Origin of the sequence: Caballeronia temeraria, assembly GCF_001544795.2 — a bacterium.
Taxonomy (GTDB): domain Bacteria; phylum Pseudomonadota; class Gammaproteobacteria; order Burkholderiales; family Burkholderiaceae; genus Caballeronia; species Caballeronia temeraria.
Window position 1 is genome coordinate 24,547 of record NZ_FCOI02000012.1, and the last position, 24,974, is coordinate 49,520.

Below are 24,974 nucleotides of genomic sequence, written 5' to 3' on the forward strand. Positions count from 1 at the left end.
CATAAAAGATGCTGCCTGCCGATGTAATCACGGGCTTTACCGTGCTCGCGCCGCCGCTCGCGGGCGTCGGGCTCGATGCAGCCGAAGGCACCGACGCACCGCCATCCGAAGGACTCGAGGCCGCCGATGGACTCGAAGCCGGTGAAGGACTTGATGCCGGAGAAGGACTCGACGCACCCGAAGGTGTCGATTGCGAACCGCCTGTCGTGCTTGCGCTGCCATTTCCATCGCTACCGCCGGCACCGCATGCCGACAATATCAATACGATCGTGAAACTCGACAATAACGAAAGTAATTTGCGGGCTATGGATGAAATGGAAATATTCATCGTCGTGGCTGGTTCGGAATATTAAAAATGCTATCGAGCGTCTGCTTCATTGCCGGAAATGAAACACCCGCATCGCGCATCGACACAATCGACGAGAGCAGGCGCGTCGAACGAACGCAACCTCGCTTCGATATGGACATAGCGGAGCATCCCGATAGCCGATGCGCGAAACAACGCGATGGCTCAGGCACGGACGCCACGAGACAATCTTCACGCCTCGATCGAACGAGCGCGTGTGAGAGGAAAATCGGAAATGACTAAAAGACGTGAACACGCATTCGATAATGCCTGTCACGAATACGTTAGCACATCATAACGTTAGTGCCGGCTTATTCAAGCATGGCGGACAAATCAACGAAATCAAATATCGATTCAATAGCGCTTATTCCACTGATGAAAACCACCTGCGAAATAAAGCACTAAAACCGGGTTTGTTCGTAAGCCTATCGTTGGGACCGTGGATTGCTTTGCATGGAATGCCTTGCGCGCGTACAGCCCATTACCTTGCGGAGACTCATGCGGATGCTTGCCACGCACAGAGCGATCGATTGTGCCAGGCGAAGCACGCGCGCCGTGATCGCTGCTTTCGTCGCGCTTGTCCTTCACGCAAATGCACACGCCGATGCGCCGCTGAACTATTTCCTTCAGGCCGACGGTCCTGCCGCCACGCCGACCATGCACCTCGGCTGGGCGCTCGCGGCATTGACTGTCGTCGTCGCGCTGATCGTCAGCGTGCTGCTTGTCGGAGCGATCGTGCGCAGGCGTCCACCGCCCACGGCGCGCGACGCGTCGCACGTGCAGGGCGAAGGCGGCGGATTGCACTGGGTGTGGATCGGCACCGGTATCTCGTCGGCGGCGCTCTTTGCAACGCTCGCTTATGTGCTCGTCACGCTCGAATCGGTCGCGTCGCCGCGCAGGGAGCCTGCGCTGACCATCGCGGTCACGGCCTACGACTGGTGGTGGAAGATCGACTATGCGCGCGCGAATGACGGCGATGCGGGCGTGACCACGGCCAACGAGATTCACATACCCGTGGGCGAACCGGTGAAGGTCGAGCTGCGCAGCGCCGATGTCATCCATGCATTCTGGGTGCCGCGTCTCGCGGGCAAGACGCAGACGATACCGGGTGTCGTCAATGAACAATGGATCGAGGCGGATCGCGCGGGCGTGTATCGCGGGCAATGCTCGCAGTTCTGCGGCGCGCAGCACGCGCACATGGCTTTCGAAGTGATCGCGGAGCCGCGCGCGCAATTCGATGCCTGGTACGCAGCGCAAGCGCGGCCGCATGCGTCGGATACGAGCGCGAACGTGAGGACCGGAGAGAAGCTCTTTCTCGATCGATGCGCAGGCTGTCACACCGTGCGCGGCAGCGATGCGAACGGCGCGCAGGCGCCCGATCTCACGCATCTGAATTCGCGCAGGCTCATCGCGGCTGGCGTGCTGCCGAACACGGCGGCGAATCAGCTCGACTGGATACAGCATGCGCAGCGCATCAAGCCGGATGCACTGATGCCGTCCATCGCACTCTCGACAGCGGAAGCGGCCGCCCTTTCCGCCTATCTCCGGACACTGCAATGACCGAACACGCCACGTCTCCGCCGCCGCTGCAACGCACGCTGACTATCGGCCGCATCGAATCGGGCAGCGATCAGGAACGCAATCTGCGCGAGCTATGGGAGACACCGCCGGGCTGGCGTGGCTGGCTCTCGACGGTCGATCATAAGCGCATCGGCCTGCGTTATCTCGTCACGGCGTTCGCGTTTCTGATCGCGGGCGGCATCGAGGCGCTCATCATGCGCGTGCAACTCGCGCGCCCGAACGCGACGCTGCTCACGCCCGAGCAATACAACCAGCTCTTCACGATGCACGGCGTGACGATGATCTTCCTCTACGCGCTGCCCGTGCTGTCCGGCTTCTCCAACTACCTGTGGCCGCTGATACTCGGCGCACGCGACATGGCGTTTCCGCGCCTGAACGCGCTGTCGTACTGGATCTTTCTCTTCGCCGGTCTCTTTCTCTACGCAAGCTTTCCGTTCGGCGAAGCGCCCAACGCGGGCTGGTTCAACTACGCGCCGCTTGCGGGACTCACCTACAACACGGGGCCGAACATCGATGTCTATGCGCTCGGCATGGTGCTGCTCGGCATCTCGACGACAGTCGGATCGATGAACTTCGTCGTCACGTTTCTGCGCATGCGCGCGCCGGGCATGTCGCTCGATCGCGTGCCGGTGCTCGTGTGGGGCACGCTCACCGCGTCGGGCGGAAATCTGCTCGCGGTGCCCTCGGTGAGTCTTGCGTTCTTCCTGTTGTGGCTCGACCGGCGCATCGGCACGCATTTCTTCGATGTCGTCAACGGCGGCCGGGCGATGCTCTGGCAGCATCTCTTCTGGATCTTCGCGCATCCGTGGGTGTATGCCGTCGTGCTGCCCGCGATGGGCATCGTCTCCGATGCACTGCCGGTGTTCTGCCGCCGGCCGCTCGTCGGCTATCTGCCGGTCGCATTGTCGACGGTCGCGACGATGGTCGTCGGCTTCGTCGTATGGATCCATCACATGTTCGCGACGGGCATTCCCGCGCTCGCGCTCTCGTTCTTCGGCGCGGCGAGCATGGTGATCGCGATACCGAGCGCGGTGGCGACCTTCGCGTGGATCGCGACGATCTGGACCGGCAGGCCCGTGTTTCGCGTGCCTTTCCTGTATTTCGCCGGTTTCGTGTTCCTCTTCGTGATCGGTGGATTATCGGGTGTACTCACGGCTGCCGTGCCTTTCGACTGGCAACTCACGGACACCTACTTCGTCGTCGCGCATCTGCATTACGTGTTGCTCGGCATCAACGTGTTTCCGGTCATCGGCGGGATCTACTTCTGGTTTCCGAAATTCACGGGACGCATGATGAGCGAGAAGATCGGGCGCATCGGATTCTGGATTCTGTTCGCGGGCTTCAATATCGCCTTCTTTCCGATGCATATCGCGGGCTTGCTCGGCATGCCGCGACGCATCTACACGTATGCGCCCGACATGGGCTGGAACACGGTGAACATGATCACGTCGATCGGCGCGTTTCTGTTCGCGTTCGGCGTGCTCGTATTCATGTGGGACTTCGTCTACAGCCTGCGGCGCGGTCCTGTAGCGGGCGATAACCCCTGGGACGCGCCCACGCTCGAATGGTCGACCTCATCACCGCCGCCGCCGTATAACTTCGCGGTCGCGCCGCGCATCGCGAGCCGTCATCCGCTGTGGGAAGCACGCACCTCCGGCACGATGCGCTCGCGTCTCACCGAAGGCTATGTGCTCGACAAAGGACGCGAGGCGCTCGGCACCACCGCGCTCGACGGCGACCCCGACGTGATACTCAAGATGCCCGAGGACTCGTATGCGCCCTTCTGGCTGGGCGTCGCGTCGCTGGTGTTCTTCGCAGGTCTCGCATTGACCGCGTGGTGGCTCGCGGCGCTCGGGCTGATCGGCTGCGGCGCGGCCATCGTCGTATGGTTGTGGCCGCGCCGCGAACTCGGCCAGCGCGACGACAGCGCAGAGCCGCGCGAATCCGGAGCGACATCATGAGCGATCTCGCGAAAGCGCTGCCCGAGCGCGCGAGTTTGCCTGTCGGCAGTCCGGGCGAACGTTCGGGCGGATGGTGGGGATGTCTCACGCTCGTCGCCACCGAAGCCGCGCTCTTCGGCTATCTGATCTTTTCGTATCTCTATCTCGCGTCGCAGACGACCGAACGCTGGCCGCCCGAAGGCTTGCCGAAGCTCGGGCTGGGTATCGCGAACACCTGCATTCTGTTGTCGAGCAGCGTGTTCGTGTGGGGCAGCGAGCGCTTCGTGCGGCGCGGCAAGCGCGGCATGGGCGTGCTGATGCTCGCGATCGCGATTGCGCTCGGCGTGACTTTCGTCGGCATACAACTCAAGGAATGGGCCGATCATCCCTATGGCCTGACGACGCATCTCTATGGCTCGCTGTACTTCACGATCACCGGCTTTCACATGATGCACGTGCTCGTCGGCCTCGTCGTGCTCGCGTTCCTGTTGTTGTGGACGGCGCTCGGCTACTTCGACCGGGCGCGTTCGGCAGCATTGACCATCGGCGGTTTGTACTGGCATTTCGTCGATGTCGTGTGGCTCTTCATCTTCGCGACGTTGTATCTGTCGCCCTATGTGCTGGCGAGATGAGATGAACGACGCATCGCCCATCGACGAGAAGCGGCATCCGGCGCAGCCGCGCGGCATGGCGCTCTTGATCGGCCTGCTGCTCGCGCCCGCCGCATGGATGACGCAGACGACGCTCGCGCAGACCATCGCCGCGTGGGGCTGCTTTCCGCACGAGCGCCCGATGAATGCGCCCGCGATGCCCTGGCTCGAACACGGCATCGTCATACTCGGGCTCGTTACGTTGCTGCTCGGTCTCGCGGGCGCAGCCATCGCATGGCGCAATTGGCGGCGCACGAGCGCGCTCGCGTCGATGCTGAAGGAGCACGGAACCATCGACAGATACGCAGCCCGCGATGCATTCATCGCGCGGGCGGGCGCGCTCGCGAGCGTGCTCTTCGTGTTCGCGCTGATCGCGACGGATCTCGCGTGGATGCTCGTGTCGCCATGCGGAGGACGATGATCGTGACGACCCTCCGGCGCCGCGTGCTGTGCTTGGCTTTTGCATCGATTGCAACGATGCCGTTCGTTCATGCACAAACGTCCGATCTCGTCACGCGCGGCGCGTATCTCGCGAAAGCCGCCGATTGCGCGGGCTGTCACACCGCGCCGCCCGCGCCCGGCAAACCGCAGCCGCATCCGTTCGCGGGCGGCCTGCCGATGGGCTCGCCCTTCGGCACGATCTGGTCGAGCAACATCACGCCGGACCCGCAACATGGCATCGGACGATACAGCTACGAGGACTTCGCGCGTGCGTTGCGCGAAGGCGTCGCGCCGGGCGGCAAGCATCTTTATCCGGCGATGCCTTATCCATCGTTCTCGAAGATCGATGACGACGACATGCGCGCGCTCTACGCGTATTTCATGCATGGCGTGGAACCCGTTGCGCAGGCCGCACCCGAAACGCATCTGCCGTTTCCATTCAGTCAGCGCTGGGCGCTCGCATTCTGGAATTTCGCATTCGCGCCCAGCAAACCCTTCACGCCCGATCCCAAACGCGACGCGCAATGGAACCGCGGCGCGTATCTCGTGCAATCGCTCGGGCATTGCGGCGCGTGCCATACGCCGCGCGGGCCTGCTTACAACGAACGCGGCTTCACCGAATCATCGCGCGCGTACCTCACGGGCGGCACGAACGACCACTGGTATGCACCGAACCTGACCGGCGCGCAGGGCGCGGGGCTCGGCCGTCTGTCGCCCGGCGACATCGCAGCGTTTCTCAAGACCGGACACGGCGCGGGCCTCGCGACGTTCGGCAGCATGGTTCAGGTCGTCGAAGACAGCACGCAGTATCTCGACGATCAGGATCTGCTTGCGATCGCGTCGTATCTGAAGAGCCTGCCCGCGAGCGAAAACGGCGGCGCCTACGACGCTCACTCGCGTTTAGCGCAACAAAGCGTGGCCGCGTTGCACACCGGCGACGACGAACGCCCCGGCGCGGGTCTCTATCAAAGCGCCTGCGCGCGTTGCCATAAGAGCAACGGTGAAGGCGAAGAACTGAAATTTCCGCGTCTTGCGGGCAATCCGGCAGTGCTTTCGGAGAAGCCGGATTCGCTCGTGCGGATGGTGTTGCAGGGCGGACGCCCGCCATCGACGGAACACGGGCCGCAGCCGAAAAAGATGCCCCCATTCGCCGACAAGCTCACCGACACGGAGGTCGCCCGCGTGCTGACGTTCGTTCGCTCCGCATGGGGCAACGATGCGTCGCCCGTCACGACGCGCGACGTCAAAATCATGCGCGATGCAGTGTCGAAGAACACGTCACCCTGAAGCAGCGGCGCGTTGTACCATGACTCATCGAAGCGCATTGCCTCGATCACGGCAGATGGTTCAATCGATCGCGAGCGACGTCATGTCCAACTGGAAAGCGTTAGATGAGCTCGAAAGGCTCGACACGCATATCGTGTTTTGCGGGCAGCGCATCGCCGAGCAGCGGTTGCGCGTCGAATCGATCAGGCACAGCGGCGGCGACGCCGAAGATTCGGAGATGCTGTTGACGAATCTCCTTGCCAGTTTTCGCGCGCTCTATCAGCTCCGCAAGACGGTGGCGAAAGAGGTCGACGGCACGTATAGCTGATCGCTTTACCGCATTCACGGCATGGCAAATGCTAAAGACAAAGCATGAAGGCTTCGCACAAATTCGCGCGAAACCGGCCCGAAGAGAGGGCGATGTCAGCCCGTCAAATCATGCAATCCGATGTGTTGAAGATGGCCCAGGAATCCGGCATGACCATTCTGCTCGACGGCAGGATCGGACAGCAGGCCTACATGAGCGTCAGCGGTTCGGCGGACGCATTGCAGCGATTCGTTCACGGCGTGCGCGCGTCGCTGTATCAGGAGCCGCGGCGCAGAGTCCGCGCGGCGCGCTCGCCGGGTGTGAATGCGCTCGTCGTGGCGCGCATGCGCGAGTGCATCGCCGCATGCCTGTGCCGTGGCGTCTGCGCGCCGCGTCATCGGCGGCGGGCATCGCGTGCCGTGCCTGCATCACGCATGACGCTCAGACGCCGCGCTTCAACTGTGCGAGGCGGGACACGAGCAGAGAGCGAAACCGCAGCATGACCACGAGCGTGTCTTCGAGCGTTCCGAGCAGCGCGAGCGCAGCTTTCGTGTCGCGACCGTTGGTGCGCATATGCACGACGAGCGCGCGTTGACGTTCGATGCGCGCCTTGCCGCTGTCGATATCGCGATCGGCGCGAACGAGCGCCAGGCTTTCAGTTTCCAGCGTCATCGAATCCTCCGTTTGCGCTCACTTCGCGGGTGAGGGCGCCAACTTCGTCGCTTCGCGCAACAATTCGACGAGCCGTTGCGCTTCGTCGATGCGCGCCTGTTCGATCTCGATCTGGTCCGCGTTGCCCGACCGCTCGGCCCAGCGCTGCCGCTCTTTCGCGAAGATCACACGCTCATGCACCGCGCGTATCGCCGACCACACCGCCTCCTCCGAATTCGATGCGATGCCGTCCTCCAGCGAGAGCCCGGTGAACGCGTGGCCCGTGTGACAGCGATAACGCATCGGATGATCGTCCTTGATGCGCCAGAGCGCGCCGCCGCAATCAGGACAGGTCAGCGCAGAACGCTCGCCCACTTCGTCGAGCGCCTCGATGCTCGACAGCCCGTTCACGGCGATACGCGCTTCCTGCTCGAACACTTGCCTGCTCATCTGCGTTCCCTCGAAACCTGCCGTGGCCGACATGCCTCCGACCGCCGCCAGAATGCAGCGCGACAGTTCGCGTTCCACGCACAGCAGATCGGCGCCGCATGAACCGAGCGCGGCGCGCGGCATGCTGGGCGCCTCGCAATCGTCCGGATCCTGGACGATGGTGAAGCCGCGTTGCGAGCGGATATTGGCGAGACCCGCGGCGCCATCGTCGAGATCGCCGCTCATCACGACGCCGACGACACGCGCGCCGTATTCCATCGCCGCGCTGCGAAAGAGCGGATCGGCGGCGGGTCGCGCGAAGTTTTCCTTCGCGCCTTCGTTGAGCCACACGCGCCCTTCCGCCAGCACCAGATGCCGGTCCGGCGGCGCGACAAGGATGATGCCGCGCTCGACCTTCTCGCCGTGCGTCGCGTAACGCGCGGCGAGCGGACCCCAGCTCGTGAGGAGTTCGGGAAGCACGCTCGCATGCCGGCCGATGTGCAGCACGATGAAAAGCGCCGCCGGCAGATCCGCGGGAAGCTGGCTCACGAGCACCTTCAATCCCTGAAAACCGCCTCTTGATGCTCCGATCACCACGATGTCCCGTGAGCGCATAGCGCCTCCTGTCCTCTTACGGCAGCAATCCGTGGACCGGAACCTGGCTGGTTTATGCGGCGGGCTCCTTCGACCGCCCCGGCTCGAGCAGCACGTCTAGCGTATGGAGCAGTTCGGGGAAATCGACCGGCTTGGTGAGATGCGCGTCGAAGCCCGCCTGACGCGCAGCGTGCCTGTCCTCGTCGCGGCCGAACGCGGTGAGCGCGATCGTCTTCAGGCCCGCGAGCGACGCATCGGCACGCACGCGCCGGATGAGTTCGTAGCCGTCCATGCCGGGCAGCTGGATATCGGAGATCACGGCATCCACCGCGCCCTGCGCGAGCAGTTCGAGCCCCTGCTCCGCGCTCGATGCAATCCGCACCGACGCCTGCTCCAGTTCGAGCAGCGCGGCGAACGACGCGGTTGCTTCGACGTCGTTATCGACGAGCAGCAGACGCGCCCCCGTCACGGGCCGCACACGCCCCGCGCTGCGCGACGGCTCGGCTTCGTGCGAAGCCGCGGCCGGCAGCCAGACCGACAGCGTCGTGCCACGGCCCAGACCTTCGGAACGCGCTTCGATGCGCCCGCCATGCATTTCGACGAGCTGCTTCGCGAGCGCGAGTCCGATGCCGAGTCCCGCCGAAGTGGGATTGCGTCCGCTTTGCCGGTACATGTCGAAGATATGCGGCAGCGCGGATGCCTCGATGCCCTGCCCCGTATCGATGACATCGATGCGCACCATCGCGCCCTCGCGCGCGATGCGCAGATCGACCGAGCCGCCGCGATCCGTGAACTTCAACGCGTTGGAGACGAGATTCCACAGGATTTGCTCGCAGCGCACGGCGTCGGCAAAGGCGTGGATCGGCACGGCGCGGCCGCCCGCGCGCAACGTGATTTCGCGTTGCGCGGCTTCACTCTCGCTCGCATCGGCGATACGCGCGAGCACGGCCGCGACGTCCACCGGCACGATGCTCAACGCGAGCTTGCCGGTGCGCACGCGCGACAGATCCAGCAGATCGTCGATGATCTGCGCCTGGCCGCGCACCGCACGGCGGATGGAATCCGCGGTTTCCTGCACCACTTCGATGCCGCGCGTCTCGGGCAGGCGCGGCAGAATCTCCGCCTTCATGCCGATGAGATTCAGCGGATGCTTGAGTTCGTGCGACAGCATCGCGATGAAGTCGTCCTTGAGCTGATTCGACAGCGACGCTTTCTCGCGCTCGGCATGCTCGTGCGCGAGCGCGTCGCGGTTCGCGTCTTCGCGCATCTTGCGCTCGGTCAGATCGCGCGCGATCTTGGCGAAGCCCGTGAAGGACGGATCGGAAATCGGCGTCACCACGCCGGTGCAATACACGCGGCGGTCGTCGCGCGTGATGTGCCAGCGTTCGTCGTCGGCGCGGCCTTCGCGTGCGGCGACTTCGCGCTCGTTCGCCGGCACGTTCGCCTTGCGGTCTTCCGGCGGGTAAATGAGCGCGATGTTCCTGCCGACCACTTCCTTCTCGCTGAAGCCGAAAATACGCTCCGCGCCCGCGTTCCACGTGACAATCGTGCCGTTCGGGTCCTGCACGATGATCGCGTAATCGTTAGTCGACTGCGCGACGAGCCGCAGACGCTCCTCGCCGATGCGCGCCGTTTCTTCAGCCACGTGCCGCGCCGTCACGTCGATAAGCGTGAGGACCGCGCCGTCGATGCGGTCATCGGCCGTACGGTAAGGCAGAAGGCGCATCAGATACCACCTGCCGTCCGAGCTTTCGACTTCGCGCTCGATCAGCTTGAGCGTTTCGAATGCCTGCTTCACGTCGTCGGCGAGCGAGGAATAACGCAGCGAATGCGTGATGTCGAAAAGCGAGCGGCCGATATCGACATCGATCAGCTTGAACACGCGCGTCGCGCTCGTCGTGAAGCGCTTGACGCGAATCTGCTTGTCGACGAACACGGTGGCGATTTCCGTCGCCGCAATGATGTTCTGCAGATCGTCGTTGGCCTTTGCCGTGTCCTCGACACGCGCTTGCAACTCGGCGTTGACCGTGGTCAGTTCTTCGTTCACCGATTGCAGCTCTTCCTTGCTGCTTTCCAGCTCTTCGGTCGCGGAGCGCAACTCTTCGTTGATCGCCTGCAATTCCTCGTTGGACGCCTTCAGCTCCTCGACGGTCGTCTCATGCTGCTCGATGGTCGTCGCGAGCTGTTCGCGCGTGTGCTGCAGTTCGCGTTCGAGCTGCAACAAGAGCGGGTCCTGGCCGCGTTGCTCCGGCAGTCCTTCGTCCGCCATGTGCTCTTGCACTTCATCGAACAGCACGAGGAAAAAGTCGGCGTTGACGCCGTTGTCGTGGAACGGGCGCACCGTCATGTTGACCCACACGGCGCGGCCATCCTGACTCAGCTTGACGCGCCGCGCCTCCACGCTGCCGCCCGTCTGATGCGCGCGAAAGAGCGTCGTGCGCAGGTCGAGCCTCAGCTCGGGCAGCACGAGCGCCATGATGTTCGACGACAGTTCGCCGCCGCCGTGACGCAGGAAACGCCCGGCTGTCGTGGACAGATGCACGATGTTCGAATCGCGATCGACGACCACGCTCGGCGGCGCATATTCTTCCAGCACGCGCTGATGCAGCGCCGCGAAGGAGAAGCTGCGGCGCTCCGGCGTTTCGGGCCCCGCGTTCATGCTGACCGGCGCGGCGGCGGCCGCGAGTTCCTCGCGCGGTCCCATCGCAGGACTAAGCGACGGAAACGAAACCGGCGGTTTCACGCGATTCAATACCGTGCGCGCGCGATAGATACGGCTCTTCTTGTCGACGATGGTGAAGAGATCGTCGGCGGTATCGGCCGATTCCGCCGTGCCGAGAAAGAGATAGCCGCCCGCCCGCAGCGCGAAGTGAAAGAGTTCGAGCACTTGCCGCTGCACGGCGCGATCGAGATAGATCAGCACGTTGCGGCATGAAATCAGATCGAGATGCGAGAACGGCGGATCGCGCAGCAGACTGTGCGCCGCGAAAAGAATCCGCTCGCGTACCGACTTCACGATCTGATAGCGGCCGCCTTCCTGCTTGAAATAGCGGCGTAAAAGGTCGGCGGAGATATCGCTCGAGATCGAGCCGAGATAGGAACCGCTGCGCGCCTGCGCGATGGCGGGCTCGTCGATATCGGTGGCGAAAATTTGATACGTCGTCTCGAAACCGGCGACTTCGCGCGCCTGCGCCAGCATGATCGCAAGCGAATAGGCTTCCTCGCCCGTCGAGCAGCCGGGCACCCAGACGCGAATCTGCGTCTCGCCCTTCGACGCGTCGAGCAATTGAGGCACGACATCGCGGCGCAGCGCGTCGAAAGCATCGCGATCGCGGAAGAACTGCGTTACGCCGATCAGCATGTCGGCGAGCAATGACGTGGTTTCGTCCGGATTCGCGCGCAGAAAGTCGCGATACGCGCCGATGTCGCGCAGCCCGTTCACCTGCATGCGCCGCTCGATGCGCCGCAGGATGGTCGCGCGCTTGTAGTGGCGGAAATCGTGCCCGGTGCGCACGCGCAGTTGCATGAGGATGTCGGCGAGCGCGCGTTCGGCGCTGCCCGCCGTGGGCGGCGCTTCCTTCTCTGTCGCCTCGCCGCCTTCGCTGATCGGCAGAGAGATTTTCTTCGCGTTGTTCCAGAGATCGTGCAGCTTCTCGGGCATCTCCGCCGCGGGCAGGATGAAATCGACCTGGCGCGTGGTGATCGCGTGCTGGGGCATTTCGGCGAAATGCGCATCTTCCGGCTTCTGCGCCACCGTGATGCCGCCCATTTCCTTGATGCGCGACAGTCCCGCCGCGCCGTCCGAGCCCGAGCCCGACATCACGATGCCGACCGAGCGCGTGCCGTGCGCCGTCGCCAGCGTGGCGAAAAAGTGATCGATGGTCGTGGGCGATCCGCTGGCCGCGCGGTCCACGGCCTGGAGATAGCCGCCCGACATTTCGAGATGCTTGTCCGGCGCATTGATGTAGATATGGTTCTTCTCGATGGCCGTCGTCGTGGACACCTGCGTGACGGGCATGTCCGTCACCCGTTGCAGGACTTCGTCCGCACGGCTCAGATGATCCGCCGGCAGATGCACGATCACCACGAACGCCATGTCCATTTCGGCCGGGGCGTTATCGAAGAAATTGAGCAACGCTTCGATGCCGCCCGCGGACGCGCCCATCCCGACTACGGCGAAAGGCAGGGCTTCGAAATTTTCGGAAGCCGCCGCCTTCGATCGACTGCTGGTCATGTCTCCGATTCCTCTGGGTTCATCCTTTCTCTCCCATCGTCACGCATTTGTTTTGAGTTCACTCGTGAGCCCTCATGCCAGCCGTGCTGTCATGTCGTTCGTACCGGGGTTGCTGCGCCGCGAGCCAGCCGCGCTTCGTGCGGCATCGAATTGTAGTGTATGCAACGCGGGCATTCGGCGGTCGGATATCGACACGACGCATTTCTTACGCGCCGCCGAAGCGAGGAGACGTGGACCGGCCGCTACGCGCCACGCGCGCAGGGAAAGAAGTCAGGCGGACAGACCGGATGAGCGCGCGATCAGCCTATTTCGAATCGTTGGCGGCGAGCGGTTCCGGCCCTGACGGAGCCTGGATCACCGCATGCATGGCGGTTTCCTGAGATTGCTGCGCGTGGGCATTGCGCAGCCGCATGATGGTCTGGCGCGACGTATTGAGCGAGCGGGCGATCTCGGTCACCGTGAGGCCGGCGTCGAGTCCGAGCATCGCCTGATGCTGTTGTGCCGGCGAGAGCGAACTCGGGCGGCCTTGCGCGACGCCTCGCTCCTTCGCGGCGCTTGCCGCCTCGCGGGCACGGCTGCGACGTGTGACGCGCTCGAGTTCTTCGGCGAGCCGCAGCGCTTCCACGAACGCAAAACCTTCTTTCGAACACAGATCGCTCTTGCCGTATGCGAGGCAAACCGTCGCGACGCCGCGCCGCTCGAGCATGTTGATCGTGGCGACAACGTCCTGCACGCTGTTACCGAGGCACCAGAGTCGCGTCGTGATCAGCGTGTCGCCCGTCTGCAGCCGGCGAAGGGCGCGCTGAAACGCGGGACGCGAGACCGCGGGAATCGTGCAACTGCAACGCTCGACGAAGACCGCGCTCATGTCGACGAAATAGCCTGCCGCATCTATTTCCAACAAATCGCGTTCGTGCGTCGGAACGCCTCTGCTTTCTTCGAAGACATATACGACAGTCGCCATCGGCCTTGACCTTTTTTTCAATGCGGAGATCGTGCGTATGTCCCGGCGGGCAAGACGCACGGATGGATGAAGTATGACAGCGCAAGAAGCCCCTTCAACGTACGGAACCCGTGCATTTCGCACATGATGCGTCGCGTACAGGGCGGATTCCCTACGTGCGCAAGGTTGCTGTCAGGCAGCGGCCGTCGAATGCCACATGCGGCGATCCACTTCGTCCTTGCCGGCCATCAGCGCAAAGGCGCGGGCTTCGTCGGCGGTGGCGAAATGTCCAAGCACGCCGGTTGCGCGCTGCAGGCCGGTGCTGTCGCAGACTATCGCCATCGCCGCGTACAGACCGCCGTCGAACGCGGCCATCGGCATGATGACGAAACTGCGGTACGTGAACTGAGGCTGATTCATGGCGCCCTCTCTCTTATCCGACGATCGCTCTTTTGGGCAGTGCGGACCGCCCTTGGCTATGCGCAAATTGTCCATCAGAAGAATAGGCCGGCGACTAGGGAAAACCAGCAACAAATCCCGTCCGAAAACGTTCCCAAAAGAAGGAACGACCGTACGTTCACAACTCCGGACGCGCGATGTCTCCCTTCACGACGTGATCGCCACGATCCAGCGCGGCGGCGACTGCGGCGGCTTTCGTCGGATACGGACCGATGGTGTCCGCGCCGTCGAATGGAAAGAGCAGTTTTCCGTCGGTCTTGCGTACGACTTTCAGCGTGCCGAAAAAACCGCTCGCGCTGCTGCCCCGGTACGAAGCGTAAATCTGGAAGTCGTTCTCGCTCGTTCCCGGCGTCGGCGTCATCGTGCGCGTGGGGAAGAGGACCAGCTTCGGGCGCTTGCCACTCAATTCATTCACCGGGATCACCGTTTTTTGTGTCGATGATTCATTGTGTGCTATCGAACGTGCGATGACCCCGTACGTAATCCGCCCCTTGCGCGGACGGCCTGCGCCCTGGCGCCGCGACCGTCGGCATGGCCATTGCTGCGAACGACAACACGTTCGGTCCGGAGCGGCCATGTCACTGCAACCCATGCGTCCTTTGCTCCGCCGCAGGCCACAGGCGCCGGAACCGGAAGACTGACGCCCCACGCGCGAATTCCCTTTCGAGGCCGATAACAATAACGACGAAGGAAGCGCCGATGCGGGCCACCATTCTGTCTCACGAAAAACCGTCCGATGCCTCGTCCGTGGAGGTGCATCGCTTCAACTTCAGGATCGAGGACGACGAGTCCCGGCCGATGCTCGAATCCATCTCGCTGCGCACGGCGCGCGTGCTCGTGGCCCATTTCGAGGATGGCAACGCCTTTCTCCGCATGCTGAGGGCGATTTGCGCCGCGCGCTGCGACGAATACGACGACCTGCTCGGACGCGTCTACACCGATCATCCCGGCTGACTGCCTCTCGCGAGCGCTGCATCGACGGCGACGAGATGCCGTGCATAACCGGCCTGCGCCAGCGCTTCTCTCACGCGCCGAAGCTCGCGGGCGACGGCTTCCTCGTCGCGTTTCGCGGACCACGCCGCGAGCGCGCGCCCGCGTGCGGCGAAGAGTTGCGACCACGGCAGCGGCTCGGCCTGCGTGTAGCGTTCGAGCGCTTCGACGTGACGCATCGCGCTCGCCGTGTCGTTGCAGGCGAGCATCGCGTCGATGGCATCGCGATGAAACCACAAGTGGTTGTGACCGACCGCGCCGCGCCGCAACAGGTCCGCGCCTTCATCGAGCAGACGAACGCGTTCGGCATCGTCGTCGACGGCGAGACTGAGCGCGCCCAGCGTCTTCGGCGCGCTGAACTGCATGCCGACCTCGCGGCACAGCGCAAGCGACGCGCGCAGCATCCGCACGGCTTCCTTGCGATCGCCGTCGTCGAGCAGCAGGCGTCCTTGCATCTCCATGCTTTGCGCCTCGAAACGGCGGGCGCCGAGCTGCCGGATAAGCGCGCGTTCACGGTCGAGATGAAGGCGCATCGCGTGGGCATCGCCCAGTTCGTAGCAGGCGAACACGCCGAGCGTCTCGCAGAGCAATTGCGCGCGCGGCTGGCCGATGAGCGCCGCCTCGCGCGAACCGTCGACGGCATCCGCGCGCGCTTCGCGGGCTTCGTCGAGATACATGCGGCTGAAGCCCATCATCGAGCGATTCGCCACTTCGATGCGGCCGAAACCATGCTCGCGCGCCAGCGCGACCGCGCCGCTGAAATGCGCGAACGCGCTCTTCATGCGGCCTTGCGCATAGGCGGCGTCGGCGACTCCGCCGAGCGCGCGCGCTTCTGCTTCGGGCGCGTTCAGACGCTTCGCATACGCGAGTCCGCGCTCGTGCTCGATCCTGCATTCGTCGATACGTCCCAGCGGAAACAGAATGTTGCCGCGCAGATGATGCAAACGCGCAAGCTCGCTCACGCGGTCGTCGCGTTGCGCCGATTCCTGCGCGGCGTCGATGAGCGTAAGCGCTTCGGCGAGGCCTTCGTTCACGCGCAGGCCTTCGGCGAGCCCGAGCCGGGCGTCGCAGAGACACGCGTCGTCGGGCGATTGCGCAACGGCCGCGCGATACGTATCGATCGATGCCGCGATATCGCCGAGATCGCGTTGCAACTCGCCCTTGAAGCACATCAGCGCATGACGCTCGCGCGGCGTGCGCGCGATCTCGAGCCCGCGCGCGACGAGTTGCAGCGCCGATTCCGTGAAGTGTCCCGCACGTTGCGCGATGGCTGCCACGAGCAATGCCCGCGGCGCGCGCTCGTCTTCCGCGCGATCCAGATGCTGCGCGTGAAGCACCGGATCGCGCCTGCCGAACCACTCGGCCGCGCGCCGATGCAACTCGCGCCGCGCGCCGCTCAGGAGCGTCGAATAGGCGCTCTCCTGAATCAGCGCATGCGCGAAAAGAAAGTTGTCGCCTTCCGGCACGATCAGCGCATTCGCGACGAGCACGCCGCAGTCGTAGCCGGGATCGTCGATCAGATGCCGCACGAGCGCCGCATCGAAACGCTGCCCGATCACCGATGCCGCGCGAAACGCCGCCCGGTCGCGCGCCGCGAGCCGGTCCATGCGCGCGAGCACGAGACTCTGGATCGACGGCGGAATCATGTCGCCGCTGCCTTCCTCCACGTTATGCAGCAACTGTTCGAGAAAGAGCGGATTGCCGGCCGCGCGCTCGATGCATGCGTGCGCGACGCGCTGAGTCGCGTCGATGAAATGGCTCGCGAGCGACAGCGATTCCTCGCGGCGCAGCGGACCGAGATCGATCGTCGCGAGCGGCCGGTCGTGCAGGCGCGCGCGCCATGCGGCATCGAGCGGATCGCCTTCGACGCGTGAGGTCATCACGAGCAAACCCGCGCCATCGGCGACGCCCGATGCGAATGCCGCGAGATAGCCGAGCAGTTGCGCATCGGCCCAATGCAGGTCTTCGACGACGATCATCGGCGGCGCGCGGCGGCATGCGTGCGCGGTCAGCGCGGCGACGACGGCTTCCTTGCCGCATTTGCGCGCGGCGTGATCCATCGCGTCGTAGCGCGAGCGCCATTCGGCGGTTTGCGGCACATCGAGCAGATCGTGCAGGAACATGCGCTGTTCCGGCTCGATGACATGCGCGCTCACGCAGCCATCGGCGGCGGCGCGTGCTTCGTCATCGGCGGACGATGCCAGGCCGAGCAGACCGCCGATGATCGCGCGCACCGGATCCTGTCCCTTGCCGACGCCGAAATCGAGCACCAGACCGCGATGCACCGTAAAGCCGAGCGTCAGCCCGAACGCGCGCATTTCCTCGACGAGACGCGTCTTGCCGATCCCCGCCGCGCCGCGCACATACACGACATGGCCCGCGCGCTGCGCGACGCACGCACGCGCGATGACGCGAAACTGTTCCAGCTCGACCTGCCGTCCGACGAAACGGCCGCGGTTCGCCTGCACCGGTTCGCGCGCCGCGCTGTGCAGACACCAGACGCGCGTGGGCAGATCGATGCCCTTGAAGCGCATTTCGCCGATGAACTCGCAGACCGCGCCATCGCCGAGCGCGCGATGCACGCCATCGGACAAGAGCGTCTGACCGCCGCTTGCCGCCGCGACGAGGCGCGCAGCGAGATTCACCGAATCGCCGTGCACGGTGTATTCGCGCGCGCCCGCCGTCCCGAGCGTGCCCGCCACCACTTCGCCGCTCGCGATGCCGATATGCGCCTTCAGCGGATGCGTGCTCGTCGCGCTGAAGTCGGCGAGCGCCGTGTGGATATCGAGCGCCGCGCGGGCCGCGCGCAGCGAATCCGTCTCGTGCGCGCGCGGTGCGCCGAAGAGCGCCATGACCGCATCGCCGATATGTTTATCGACCGTCCCGCCATACGCGAGCACGATTCCGTCGACGATGCCCGTGAAGCAGCCCACGAGTTCGCGCAACTCTTCAGCATCGACTGTTTGCGAGAGCGCCGTGTAGCCGCAGAGGTCGGCGAAGAGAACCGTGACTTGCCTGCGATCGTCGGGCGGCGCGGGTTCGTCGGCAGGCGTAGCGGCTGCGAGCGCCCCGATCGCCGCGAGCAGCCGCTTGCGATGTCCGAGCGACTGCACGCCGAGTTCCTTCAGGTCCGCGTCGGTGAGCGCGGGCAGCATGGCGGCGTCGATGTCGTTGTCGGCGAACGTTCGTGCGTATTGCCCGAGCGCGAGCCCGCTCAACCATTGTGCGATGTCCATCGTCCTCGCCCGGCGCCACGGTTATCTTGATTCTAGTGCGCGTGGCGTGGATGGACGGGAATCAGCGCCGCGCTTCGGTCGCCATTCTCATCGCGAGGCCGGCGAGCACGGTGCCCATCAGCCAGCGTTGAATCAGCAGCCACGTGGGCCTGCGCGCGAGAAAGAGCGCGATCGATCCGGCGGTCATGGCGACCATCGAATTGACGGTGATGCTGAGCATGATCTGCACGACGCCGAGCACGAGCGATTGACCGAGCACGCCATGCGACGGATCGATGAACTGCGGCAACAGCGACAGATACAGCACCGCGATCTTCGGATTCAACAGATTGGTGACGAAGCCCATCGTGAAGAGCTTGCGCGGGCTGTCGACAGGCAGATCGCGCACCTGAAACGGCGAGCGCCCGCCCGGCTTCACGGCCTGCCACGCGAGATAGAGCAGATACAGCGCGCCGCCGAAACGCAGCGCGTCGTAAGCAAAGGGAATGGCGACGAGAAGCGCCGTGATGCCGAACGCCGCGCACAACATGTAGAACACGAAGCCGAGCGCGACGCCGCCAAGCGAGATGAGCCCCGCCGTGCGGCCCTGGCAGATCGAACGCGAAATCAGGTAGACCATGTTCGGCCCTGGCGTGAGCGCCATGCCGAGTGCGACGAGACCGAATGCGAGCAGTTGCGGCGTGTGAGGCATCGTACGGGCTCCGGCGATAAAAATATCGATGCATTCTCGCCGCCGATGCACGGCGACGCCAGATACAGAACCGGCGTCGCCCGTCGATACACTTGCTTAACGCATGCCGCCGCTGGCGATGAGACTTTCGCCGGTCATCCAGCGCGCGTCGTCGGATGCGAGGAACACCGCGATCGATGCGATATCGTCCGGCTGGCCGAGGCGTCCGAGCGGCGTTTGCGCGAGCGCGGCCTTGTCGAAATCGGAATCGATGATGCCCGCGGTGTGCGTGCCTTCGGTCACCACGACGCCCGGATTGATCGAGTTGACGCGGATCTTGCGCGCGCCGAGTTCGCGTGCGAGCACGCCGGTGATCGCATCGACAGCGCCTTTCGTGCCGCTATAAACGGCGCTCGTCGGCGGCGTGATGCGCGTCACGACCGAACTCACGTTGATGATGCTCGCGCCTTCGCCCAGATGCTTCGCGGCGGCCTGCGTGGTGAGCAGCGTGCCGAGCACGTTGATATTGAACTGCCGGTGGAAATGCTCTTCCGTGATCTCTTCGAGCGCGGCGAACTCGTAGACGCCCGAGTTGTTGACCAGCACGTCGAGGCGTCCATACGTTTCGATCGCCGCCTTGATGATCCCTTGCGCATCGGCTGCTTTCGACACATCACCGCCGACTGCGATCGCCTTGCCCTTCGATGCCGTGATCTCCGCGACGACTGCATCTGCGCCCGCCTTGCTGCTCGCATAGTTCACGACGACCGATGCGCCTTCCGCCGCCAGCGCCTTCGCAATCGCCGCGCCGATACCTTTCGATGCGCCCGTGACGACCGCCACCTTGCCAATGAGTTTGCTCATGATCTATTCCTTGAAGAAGTTATTTAAATGCAGAGGTATGCCGGTCTTGCGTGCCGCGAAACCGGCGTCGTGGCAGTGAATGTAGTCATCTCTGCGAAGGCGATAAAGCAGCGTAGAGTGAAAAGACTTGAGGGCTGAGGCGAATAATCGATCGGAGGCCACGCATGACCACGAATATGCCTCGCACGGACAGCCATTTTGCCGGCCAGATTCCCGCGCTATACGAGCAGCTTCTCGTGCCGATGCTCTTCGCGCCCTACGCCACCGATATCGCATTTCGCGCTTCGGCGCTCGAACCGTCGCGCGTACTGGAAACGGCGGCGGGCACCGGCGCGGTCACGCGCGCGCTGGCGCATGTGTTGCCCGCGCACGTCGAGATCGTCGCGACGGACCTGAACCAGGCGATGCTCGATCGCGCCGCGCAGACGCCCATCGAACGCGCCGTGACGTGGCGGCAGGCGAACGCGTTGCAGTTGCCTTTCGACGATGCAAGCTTCGATATCGTCATCTGTCAATTCGGCGCGATGTTCTTTCCCGACAAGACGGCGGCTTTCGCGGAAGCGCATCGCGTGCTGCGGCCCGGAGGCGTGCTGCTGTTCAATGTGTGGGATCGTATCGAGGAAAACGAGTTTGCCTGCATCGTCACTGGTGCGCTCGGCCGCCTCTTTCCCGACGATCCGCCGCTCTTCATGAAACGCACGCCGCACGGCTATTTCGATCGGCACGCGATCTCGCACGACCTCGCATGCGCGGGCTTCGACTCGACACCGCGCATCGAAACCATCGCGCAACGCAGCCGTGCGTCGTCGGCGAATGCAGCGGCCATTGCGTATTGTCAGGGCACGCCGTTGCGCAACGAAATCGAATCACGCACAGGCGCGAGTCTCGATGAAGCGACATCGATGTGCGCCGAAGCCATCGCGGCGCGCTTCGGCTCCATCGATATCGATGGAAAGATTCAGGCGCATGTCATCGCCGTGCAGTGCTGAAGCGTTCGAGCCACGCGATCAGCGCATCCGATGAGCACGACGCGCTTCTATAGCCGATATGCCCGTCCGGCCGCACGACCCACGCCATGCCGTTCTTCGCGCCGTATGTATCGACGAACTGGCCTGCGTTGTCGCTCAACGTCCGATATTCCTCGCACGCCGGCACGAACGACGCGCCCTTTGCAAACTGCGGCGACACGATCAGCACCGCGCTTGCAGCCGTGCCGAGCGCGGTGCGCCATGCATCGACGGCATCGTTGAACGCCGCGATGCGCGCGCCGTCGGCATCATCGTCGATATAGCCGATGAGCGTATGACGGCCGCGTCCGAGATGATCCTGCAGCCGCTGCGCATGACCGATGAACGCCTCCACGAGACCGCCCGCTTGCGGCGCGCGATCGCCGGGCGCGGGCGACTCGGGCGACATGCCGGCGCATTCGTCCGCGATGATCGGACTGCTGCCGCGATAGCCCACGAGCAATTGCGTCTCGCGCATCGCGGGCTTGATCTCGCCGTGCGCGAGGACGGTGTTCAACGCGCGGCTCGTCGATTCGACGACATCGAGTCCGACCGGCCGCCGCTCCGCTTCGTAGCTGTCTAGCAGCGCCTCGTTCGCGAGGCCCCGCGATGCGAGCGTGAGCTTCCACGCGAGGTTATGCACGTCCTGCAAGCCCGTGTTCATGCCTTGCCCGCCGACAGGCGGATGAATGTGCGCGGCATCGCCCGCGAGAAACACGCGCCCGCGCGCATAGTGCTGGGCGATTCGATGACTCACGCGATACACCGACGACCAGCGCATTGATGAAAGGCGCGTGCCTTGCGGCAGGATCGGCAGCATGATGCGCGTGATCTCGTCGAAATCAGGTGCGGAATTCAGCGTGTGGCGCGCGGCATCGTCGGGAAGGAGGACCATCGAGAGGCGATAGCGGCGCGCCGAACCGCGCACGGGCAACGCGGCGAGCGTGGTCGATCCCGCGCCGCCCTCGCCCGACACGTTGAAGCGAACCATGCGCCCACGCGGCAGATTCCAGTCGACATCGACATCGGCGAGCATGAAGGTCTGCGGATACTGATCGCCTTCGTATGCGACGTTCAGATGACGTCGCACCGTGCTGCGCGCGCCGTCGCAACCGACGAGCCAGCGGCAGCGAACCGTGCGGCTCTCGCCGCATGCATCCTGTACGCATGCGTCGATGAAATCGCCGGATTCGGTGAAATCGACGAGCGTCGCGCCGTATTCGACGTGGCCGCCGTTGCGCGCGAGCGCTGCTTCGAGAATGCGCTCGGTCTCGAACTGCGCGAGCGAGAGCGCGCCGTATGGCAGTCCCGCGCGCGGCACTTCCGCGCTGAACGCTGGCGCGCCGTCCTGGAACGTGTCGGCGCCGGTGAGCCATACGCCTGCCTCGATTGCGTCGCGCGCGATGCCAATGTCCTCGAAAATCTCCAGCGTGCGCGCCGTGACGCCCAGCGCCTTCACGAAGAACACGCGCTCGTCGTGTGCATCGATGATGCGTACGTTCACGCCATCGCGGCGCAGTTCGGTGGCGAGCATCAGGCCGACGGGGCCCGCACCGGCAATCAGCACATCGGTCGTATCGAACATGATGCGACTTCTCCTGAGGAAACCGGCGAATGTCATCGACTGGACGTCAGGCAGAATAACCGCTGCGTGTGCGCTTGTGCAGACTTCGCTGCTCGGTCCGCGATTTCAGCCCGCGAGCGGCCCGAGGCGTATGCCGATCACGCAGCCCGCCGCGATCACGGCGAGCACCGTCGCGGCGATCGTCACGTAGAGATAGTCGCGTCGACGTGCGAAGACGGCGAGCATCAGGACGACGCGCAGAACGGGCAGCAGGATGAAGAGCGCGACGCCTGCCGTCAGCACCTTCGTGCCGACGAAGAGTCCCGCGCCGATCAGCGCGCACGCGGCCCATGTGCCGCACTGAAGAAAGCTTGCGAGCAGACGATCGAGCGTTCTAGGCATGGCGTTTTTCATCGCAGCAGATCGATGCCGAAACCTTGCATGAGCATCTGACACGCGACGAGCAGCAGCATCGAAAGGAACAATAGGCGCAGGCGTTCGCTGCGCACTTTCATGAGCACGCGCGCGCCCAGGATCGCGCCGATCACCGAGCCGAGCGCGACCGGTCCTGCGATCGCGCTCACGATCTCGCCGCGCAGAAAATACGCGCTCGCGCTGGCGGCGGCCGTCACGCCGATCATGAAGTTCGACGTCGCGGTCGATACCTTGATCGGCAGACGCAGTGCGTTGTCCATCGCCGGAATCTTCAGGATGCCGCTGCCGATGCCGAGCAGCGCCGACACGAGGCCCGCCACGTACATCAACGAGAGACCGGCGGGCACGCGCCGCACTTCGTAGGGAATTTCGCGGCGCAGCGTGGTGTCGGGATAGCTCGAATGGAGATCGAGTGCGGCCGCGAGTCCTTTCGATGGAATCGGCCGCGCCCTGTCCGAGGGATCTTCGCGGCGGATGAACATCTGCCACGCCGACACCATCAACACGCCGGCAAACAGAAAGTCGAGCGCGGCCACGGGAATGATGCCCGCGACGAGCACGCCCGTGAGCGCGCCGAGCGTGGTGCCCGTTTCGAGCACGACGGCGAGCCGCACGTTGGTCAGACCGCCGCGCAGAAACGCGGCCGCGCCGCCGCACGAACACGCGATCACCGAGACGATGCTCGTGCCGATGGCCGCGTGCATGTCGATATGGAAGAACATCGTGAGAATGGGCACGATGAAAAGACCGCTCGCCATGCCCAGCATGCCGCCCGCCGCGCTTGCGGCGAGGCCCGTGCAGAAGAGCCAGAATGTGGCTTCGAAGCTCATCGTTTCAGCCTCAAAGATAGATCGGAGAGTCATTAATATAACATGTCATAACGAGTAGCAAAAGTCGGGGCTGGGCGCTCTCGCGCTATGATTCCTCATCGTACGACGACAACTACAGCCGATCATGGCCCGACGAAGCAAACAGGAAGACAATCAGGCGGAGACCCTCGACACCACGGACGAAGATGCGTCATCGGGCGGCGGGTCCAGCTATCTCGTGCCGGGTCTCGAACGCGGCTTGCGCATCCTTGCCGAGTTTTCGGCGCGCGAGCCGGTGCTGGGTGCGCCGGAGTTGTCGCGGCGTATCGGCATTCCGCGCACGACGACGTTTCGTCTGCTGCAAACGCTCGAAGCGCTCGGTTTTCTGGAACGCGTGAACGGCGATCGCAATTTCAGGCTGGGCGTTGCGGTGCTGCGGCTCGGTTTCGAATATGTGAACTCGCTCGAACTGACCGATTTCGGCACGCCGATTCTCGAACGGCTGCGCGATGCAACCGGTCTTTCCACGCATTTGCTGATCCGCGATCAGCGCGATGTGGTGTTCGTCGCGAAGGCGCAAAGTCATGAGCCGATGTTCAGCTCGGTGAAAGTGCATGTCGGCACGCGGCTGCCCGCTCATGCAACCGTGCATGGTCATGTGTTGATGGGCGATCTCTCTATGGCTGCGCTCAAGGCGCTCTATCCCGAGGCGCAACTGGAGAAGTATACGGAGCGCACGCCTGGGACTGTCGATGAGCTTTATGAACGTGTGCAGGAATGCGCGGCGCTCGGTTATGGATTGAGCGAGGCATCGTTCGAGCGTGGGATATCGGTGGTCACGGCGCCTGTGCGCGATCAGTCCGGCGCGATTGTCGCGGCGGTGGCGGCAACCGTGCCGCGGTCGGATATCGGGGCTGATGTTGACAAAGGACAACTCGTTCAGGCGGTCTGCGCTGCGGCTGTCGAGCTTTCTATGCGATTGAATTATCGCCCTTCGGCGGGGGATCGGACTGCTGCGCTTGCTTGAGTTTTTTTGTCGGCGGATCCCGATTTTGTATTGGTCTATTGGCTCTGCCCCTGTGCGGGGCGGCAGTCACTTTCTTTGCTGCTGCAAAGAAAGTAACCAAAGAAAGCAGCTCGTTCAGGCCCGCGGTCACACGCACGTTGGGTAGTTCTCTCGTCCTCGGTGGCACTCGCCTAAAGAGTGCCCTCATCACAATCACCGGGCTTGGATCGCGCACGGTCTGTCACATCGCGCCGCTTTACTTGCTGGTTCAGCACCAAATAGCTCCGGCCCGCTGCGCGGCCGATGGGTCCATCGGGGCCGCGCGTGCTTCCTTGCTAATACTTCCATCTCACTGCATCTGCCACCCGTTGGTTTCCCTTGCCGACCAAACGGCAGCGCGGAGCGCAGTGCCGGAACTCTTTCGTGCTGAACCAGTCTTCTTAAAGTACTAGCTAGTCAGACCGTGCGCCATCCAAGCCCGGTTAGTCCTTCGAGGGCACTCTTTAGGCGAGGGCCGCCGAGGACGAGAGAACTACCCAAACTACGTGTGAC

Annotated in this window: 22 protein-coding genes; 10 read left to right on the plus strand and 12 right to left on the minus strand. The window is 64.0% G+C overall.

Features of this window, described 5'->3' with window-relative positions; genetic code table 11:
• Nucleotides 1-8 precede the first annotated feature (8 nt).
• The 7 genes from AWB76_RS40430 to AWB76_RS18320 all read left to right on the plus strand — a co-directional run bounded on the left by AWB76_RS40430 (nt 9) and on the right by AWB76_RS18320 (nt 6,552).
• Nucleotides 9-353: a hypothetical protein gene (locus tag AWB76_RS40430; protein ID WP_061161555.1), complete on the plus strand. Its 345-nt coding sequence runs from the start codon at nt 9-11 to the stop codon at nt 351-353.
• Nucleotides 354-850: 497 nt separating this feature from the next.
• Nucleotides 851-1,906 (plus strand): cytochrome c oxidase subunit II, encoded by a 1,056-nt coding sequence (coxB, locus tag AWB76_RS18295; RefSeq protein ID WP_074171373.1) that lies wholly within the window; start codon nt 851-853, stop codon nt 1,904-1,906.
• Nucleotides 1,903-3,888 (plus strand): cytochrome c oxidase subunit I, encoded by a 1,986-nt coding sequence (ctaD, locus tag AWB76_RS18300; RefSeq protein WP_061161557.1) that lies wholly within the window; start codon nt 1,903-1,905, stop codon nt 3,886-3,888. Before coxB ends, ctaD begins: the two co-directional genes overlap by 4 nt.
• Nucleotides 3,885-4,499: a cytochrome c oxidase subunit 3 gene (locus AWB76_RS18305; protein WP_061161558.1), complete on the plus strand. Its 615-nt coding sequence runs from the start codon at nt 3,885-3,887 to the stop codon at nt 4,497-4,499. The genes ctaD and AWB76_RS18305 overlap by 4 nt, the downstream gene beginning before the upstream one ends.
• 1 nt (nt 4,500) lies before the next feature.
• Nucleotides 4,501-4,938, plus strand: a complete 438-nt coding sequence (locus AWB76_RS18310; RefSeq protein ID WP_061161559.1) for a hypothetical protein — start codon at nt 4,501-4,503, stop codon at nt 4,936-4,938.
• Nucleotides 4,923-6,245 (plus strand): c-type cytochrome, encoded by a 1,323-nt coding sequence (locus AWB76_RS18315; RefSeq protein WP_061161560.1) that lies wholly within the window; start codon nt 4,923-4,925, stop codon nt 6,243-6,245. Before AWB76_RS18310 ends, AWB76_RS18315 begins: the two co-directional genes overlap by 16 nt.
• A gap of 82 nt (nt 6,246-6,327) precedes the next feature.
• Nucleotides 6,328-6,552 (plus strand): hypothetical protein, encoded by a 225-nt coding sequence (locus tag AWB76_RS18320; RefSeq protein ID WP_157696160.1) that lies wholly within the window; start codon nt 6,328-6,330, stop codon nt 6,550-6,552.
• Nucleotides 6,553-6,972: 420 nt separating this feature from the next.
• On the opposite strand, the gene AWB76_RS18330 is transcribed toward AWB76_RS18320, so the two are convergent.
• The 6 genes from AWB76_RS18330 to AWB76_RS18355 all read right to left on the minus strand — a co-directional run bounded on the left by AWB76_RS18330 (nt 6,973) and on the right by AWB76_RS18355 (nt 14,202).
• The gene (locus AWB76_RS18330; RefSeq protein WP_061161563.1) at nt 6,973-7,203 is read right to left on the minus strand and encodes a hypothetical protein; all 231 of its coding nucleotides are present in this window, start codon (nt 7,201-7,203) and stop codon (nt 6,973-6,975) included.
• Nucleotides 7,204-7,221: 18 nt separating this feature from the next.
• Nucleotides 7,222-8,226 (minus strand): chemotaxis protein CheB, encoded by a 1,005-nt coding sequence (locus tag AWB76_RS18335; RefSeq protein WP_061161564.1) that lies wholly within the window; start codon nt 8,224-8,226, stop codon nt 7,222-7,224.
• Between the two features lie 52 nt (nt 8,227-8,278).
• Nucleotides 8,279-12,439 (minus strand): CheR family methyltransferase, encoded by a 4,161-nt coding sequence (locus tag AWB76_RS18340; RefSeq protein WP_061161565.1) that lies wholly within the window; start codon nt 12,437-12,439, stop codon nt 8,279-8,281.
• Between the two features lie 304 nt (nt 12,440-12,743).
• Nucleotides 12,744-13,403, minus strand: a complete 660-nt coding sequence (locus tag AWB76_RS18345; RefSeq protein ID WP_061161566.1) for a recombinase family protein — start codon at nt 13,401-13,403, stop codon at nt 12,744-12,746.
• Between the two features lie 171 nt (nt 13,404-13,574).
• Nucleotides 13,575-13,802, minus strand: coding sequence for a hypothetical protein (locus tag AWB76_RS18350; RefSeq protein ID WP_061161567.1), 228 nt, complete (start codon nt 13,800-13,802; stop codon nt 13,575-13,577).
• Nucleotides 13,803-13,959: 157 nt separating this feature from the next.
• Nucleotides 13,960-14,202 carry a DUF6723 family protein gene (locus AWB76_RS18355; RefSeq protein ID WP_061161714.1) on the minus strand — a complete coding sequence of 81 codons (243 nt, stop codon included), beginning with the start codon at nt 14,200-14,202 and terminating at the stop codon, nt 13,960-13,962.
• 338 nt (nt 14,203-14,540) lie between these two features.
• Between AWB76_RS18355 and AWB76_RS18360 the strand changes: the two genes are divergently transcribed.
• A complete protein-coding gene (locus AWB76_RS18360; protein WP_061161568.1) occupies nt 14,541-14,795 on the plus strand; it encodes a hypothetical protein in 255 nt (84 codons plus the stop codon).
• On the opposite strand, the gene AWB76_RS18365 is transcribed toward AWB76_RS18360, so the two are convergent.
• The 3 genes from AWB76_RS18365 to AWB76_RS18375 all read right to left on the minus strand — a co-directional run bounded on the left by AWB76_RS18365 (nt 14,783) and on the right by AWB76_RS18375 (nt 19,601).
• Nucleotides 14,783-18,067 carry an adenylate/guanylate cyclase domain-containing protein gene (locus AWB76_RS18365; RefSeq protein ID WP_061161569.1) on the minus strand — a complete coding sequence of 1,095 codons (3,285 nt, stop codon included), beginning with the start codon at nt 18,065-18,067 and terminating at the stop codon, nt 14,783-14,785. The genes AWB76_RS18360 and AWB76_RS18365 overlap by 13 nt on opposite strands.
• A 61-nt stretch (nt 18,068-18,128) precedes the next feature.
• Nucleotides 18,129-18,758 carry a LysE family translocator gene (locus AWB76_RS18370; RefSeq protein ID WP_061161570.1) on the minus strand — a complete coding sequence of 210 codons (630 nt, stop codon included), beginning with the start codon at nt 18,756-18,758 and terminating at the stop codon, nt 18,129-18,131.
• Between the two features lie 96 nt (nt 18,759-18,854).
• Complete coding sequence (locus AWB76_RS18375) at nt 18,855-19,601, minus strand: glucose 1-dehydrogenase (RefSeq protein ID WP_061161571.1); 747 nt, start codon at nt 19,599-19,601, stop codon at nt 18,855-18,857.
• A gap of 164 nt (nt 19,602-19,765) precedes the next feature.
• On the opposite strand from AWB76_RS18375, the gene AWB76_RS18380 reads away from it, so the two are divergent.
• Nucleotides 19,766-20,590 carry a class I SAM-dependent methyltransferase gene (locus AWB76_RS18380; RefSeq protein ID WP_061161572.1) on the plus strand — a complete coding sequence of 275 codons (825 nt, stop codon included), beginning with the start codon at nt 19,766-19,768 and terminating at the stop codon, nt 20,588-20,590.
• On the opposite strand, the gene AWB76_RS18385 is transcribed toward AWB76_RS18380, so the two are convergent.
• The 3 genes from AWB76_RS18385 to AWB76_RS18395 form a co-directional block, all read right to left on the minus strand.
• The gene (locus AWB76_RS18385; RefSeq protein ID WP_061161573.1) at nt 20,571-22,193 is read right to left on the minus strand and encodes an FAD-dependent monooxygenase; all 1,623 of its coding nucleotides are present in this window, start codon (nt 22,191-22,193) and stop codon (nt 20,571-20,573) included. The genes AWB76_RS18380 and AWB76_RS18385 overlap by 20 nt on opposite strands.
• Before the next feature lie 105 nt (nt 22,194-22,298).
• Complete coding sequence (locus tag AWB76_RS18390) at nt 22,299-22,574, minus strand: DUF1634 domain-containing protein (protein WP_244173395.1); 276 nt, start codon at nt 22,572-22,574, stop codon at nt 22,299-22,301.
• Between the two features lie 8 nt (nt 22,575-22,582).
• Nucleotides 22,583-23,437 (minus strand): sulfite exporter TauE/SafE family protein, encoded by an 855-nt coding sequence (locus AWB76_RS18395; RefSeq protein ID WP_061161575.1) that lies wholly within the window; start codon nt 23,435-23,437, stop codon nt 22,583-22,585.
• 124 nt (nt 23,438-23,561) lie between these two features.
• Between AWB76_RS18395 and AWB76_RS18400 the strand changes: the two genes are divergently transcribed.
• A complete protein-coding gene (locus tag AWB76_RS18400; protein WP_061161576.1) occupies nt 23,562-24,443 on the plus strand; it encodes an IclR family transcriptional regulator in 882 nt (293 codons plus the stop codon).
• Nucleotides 24,444-24,974 lie beyond the last annotated feature (531 nt).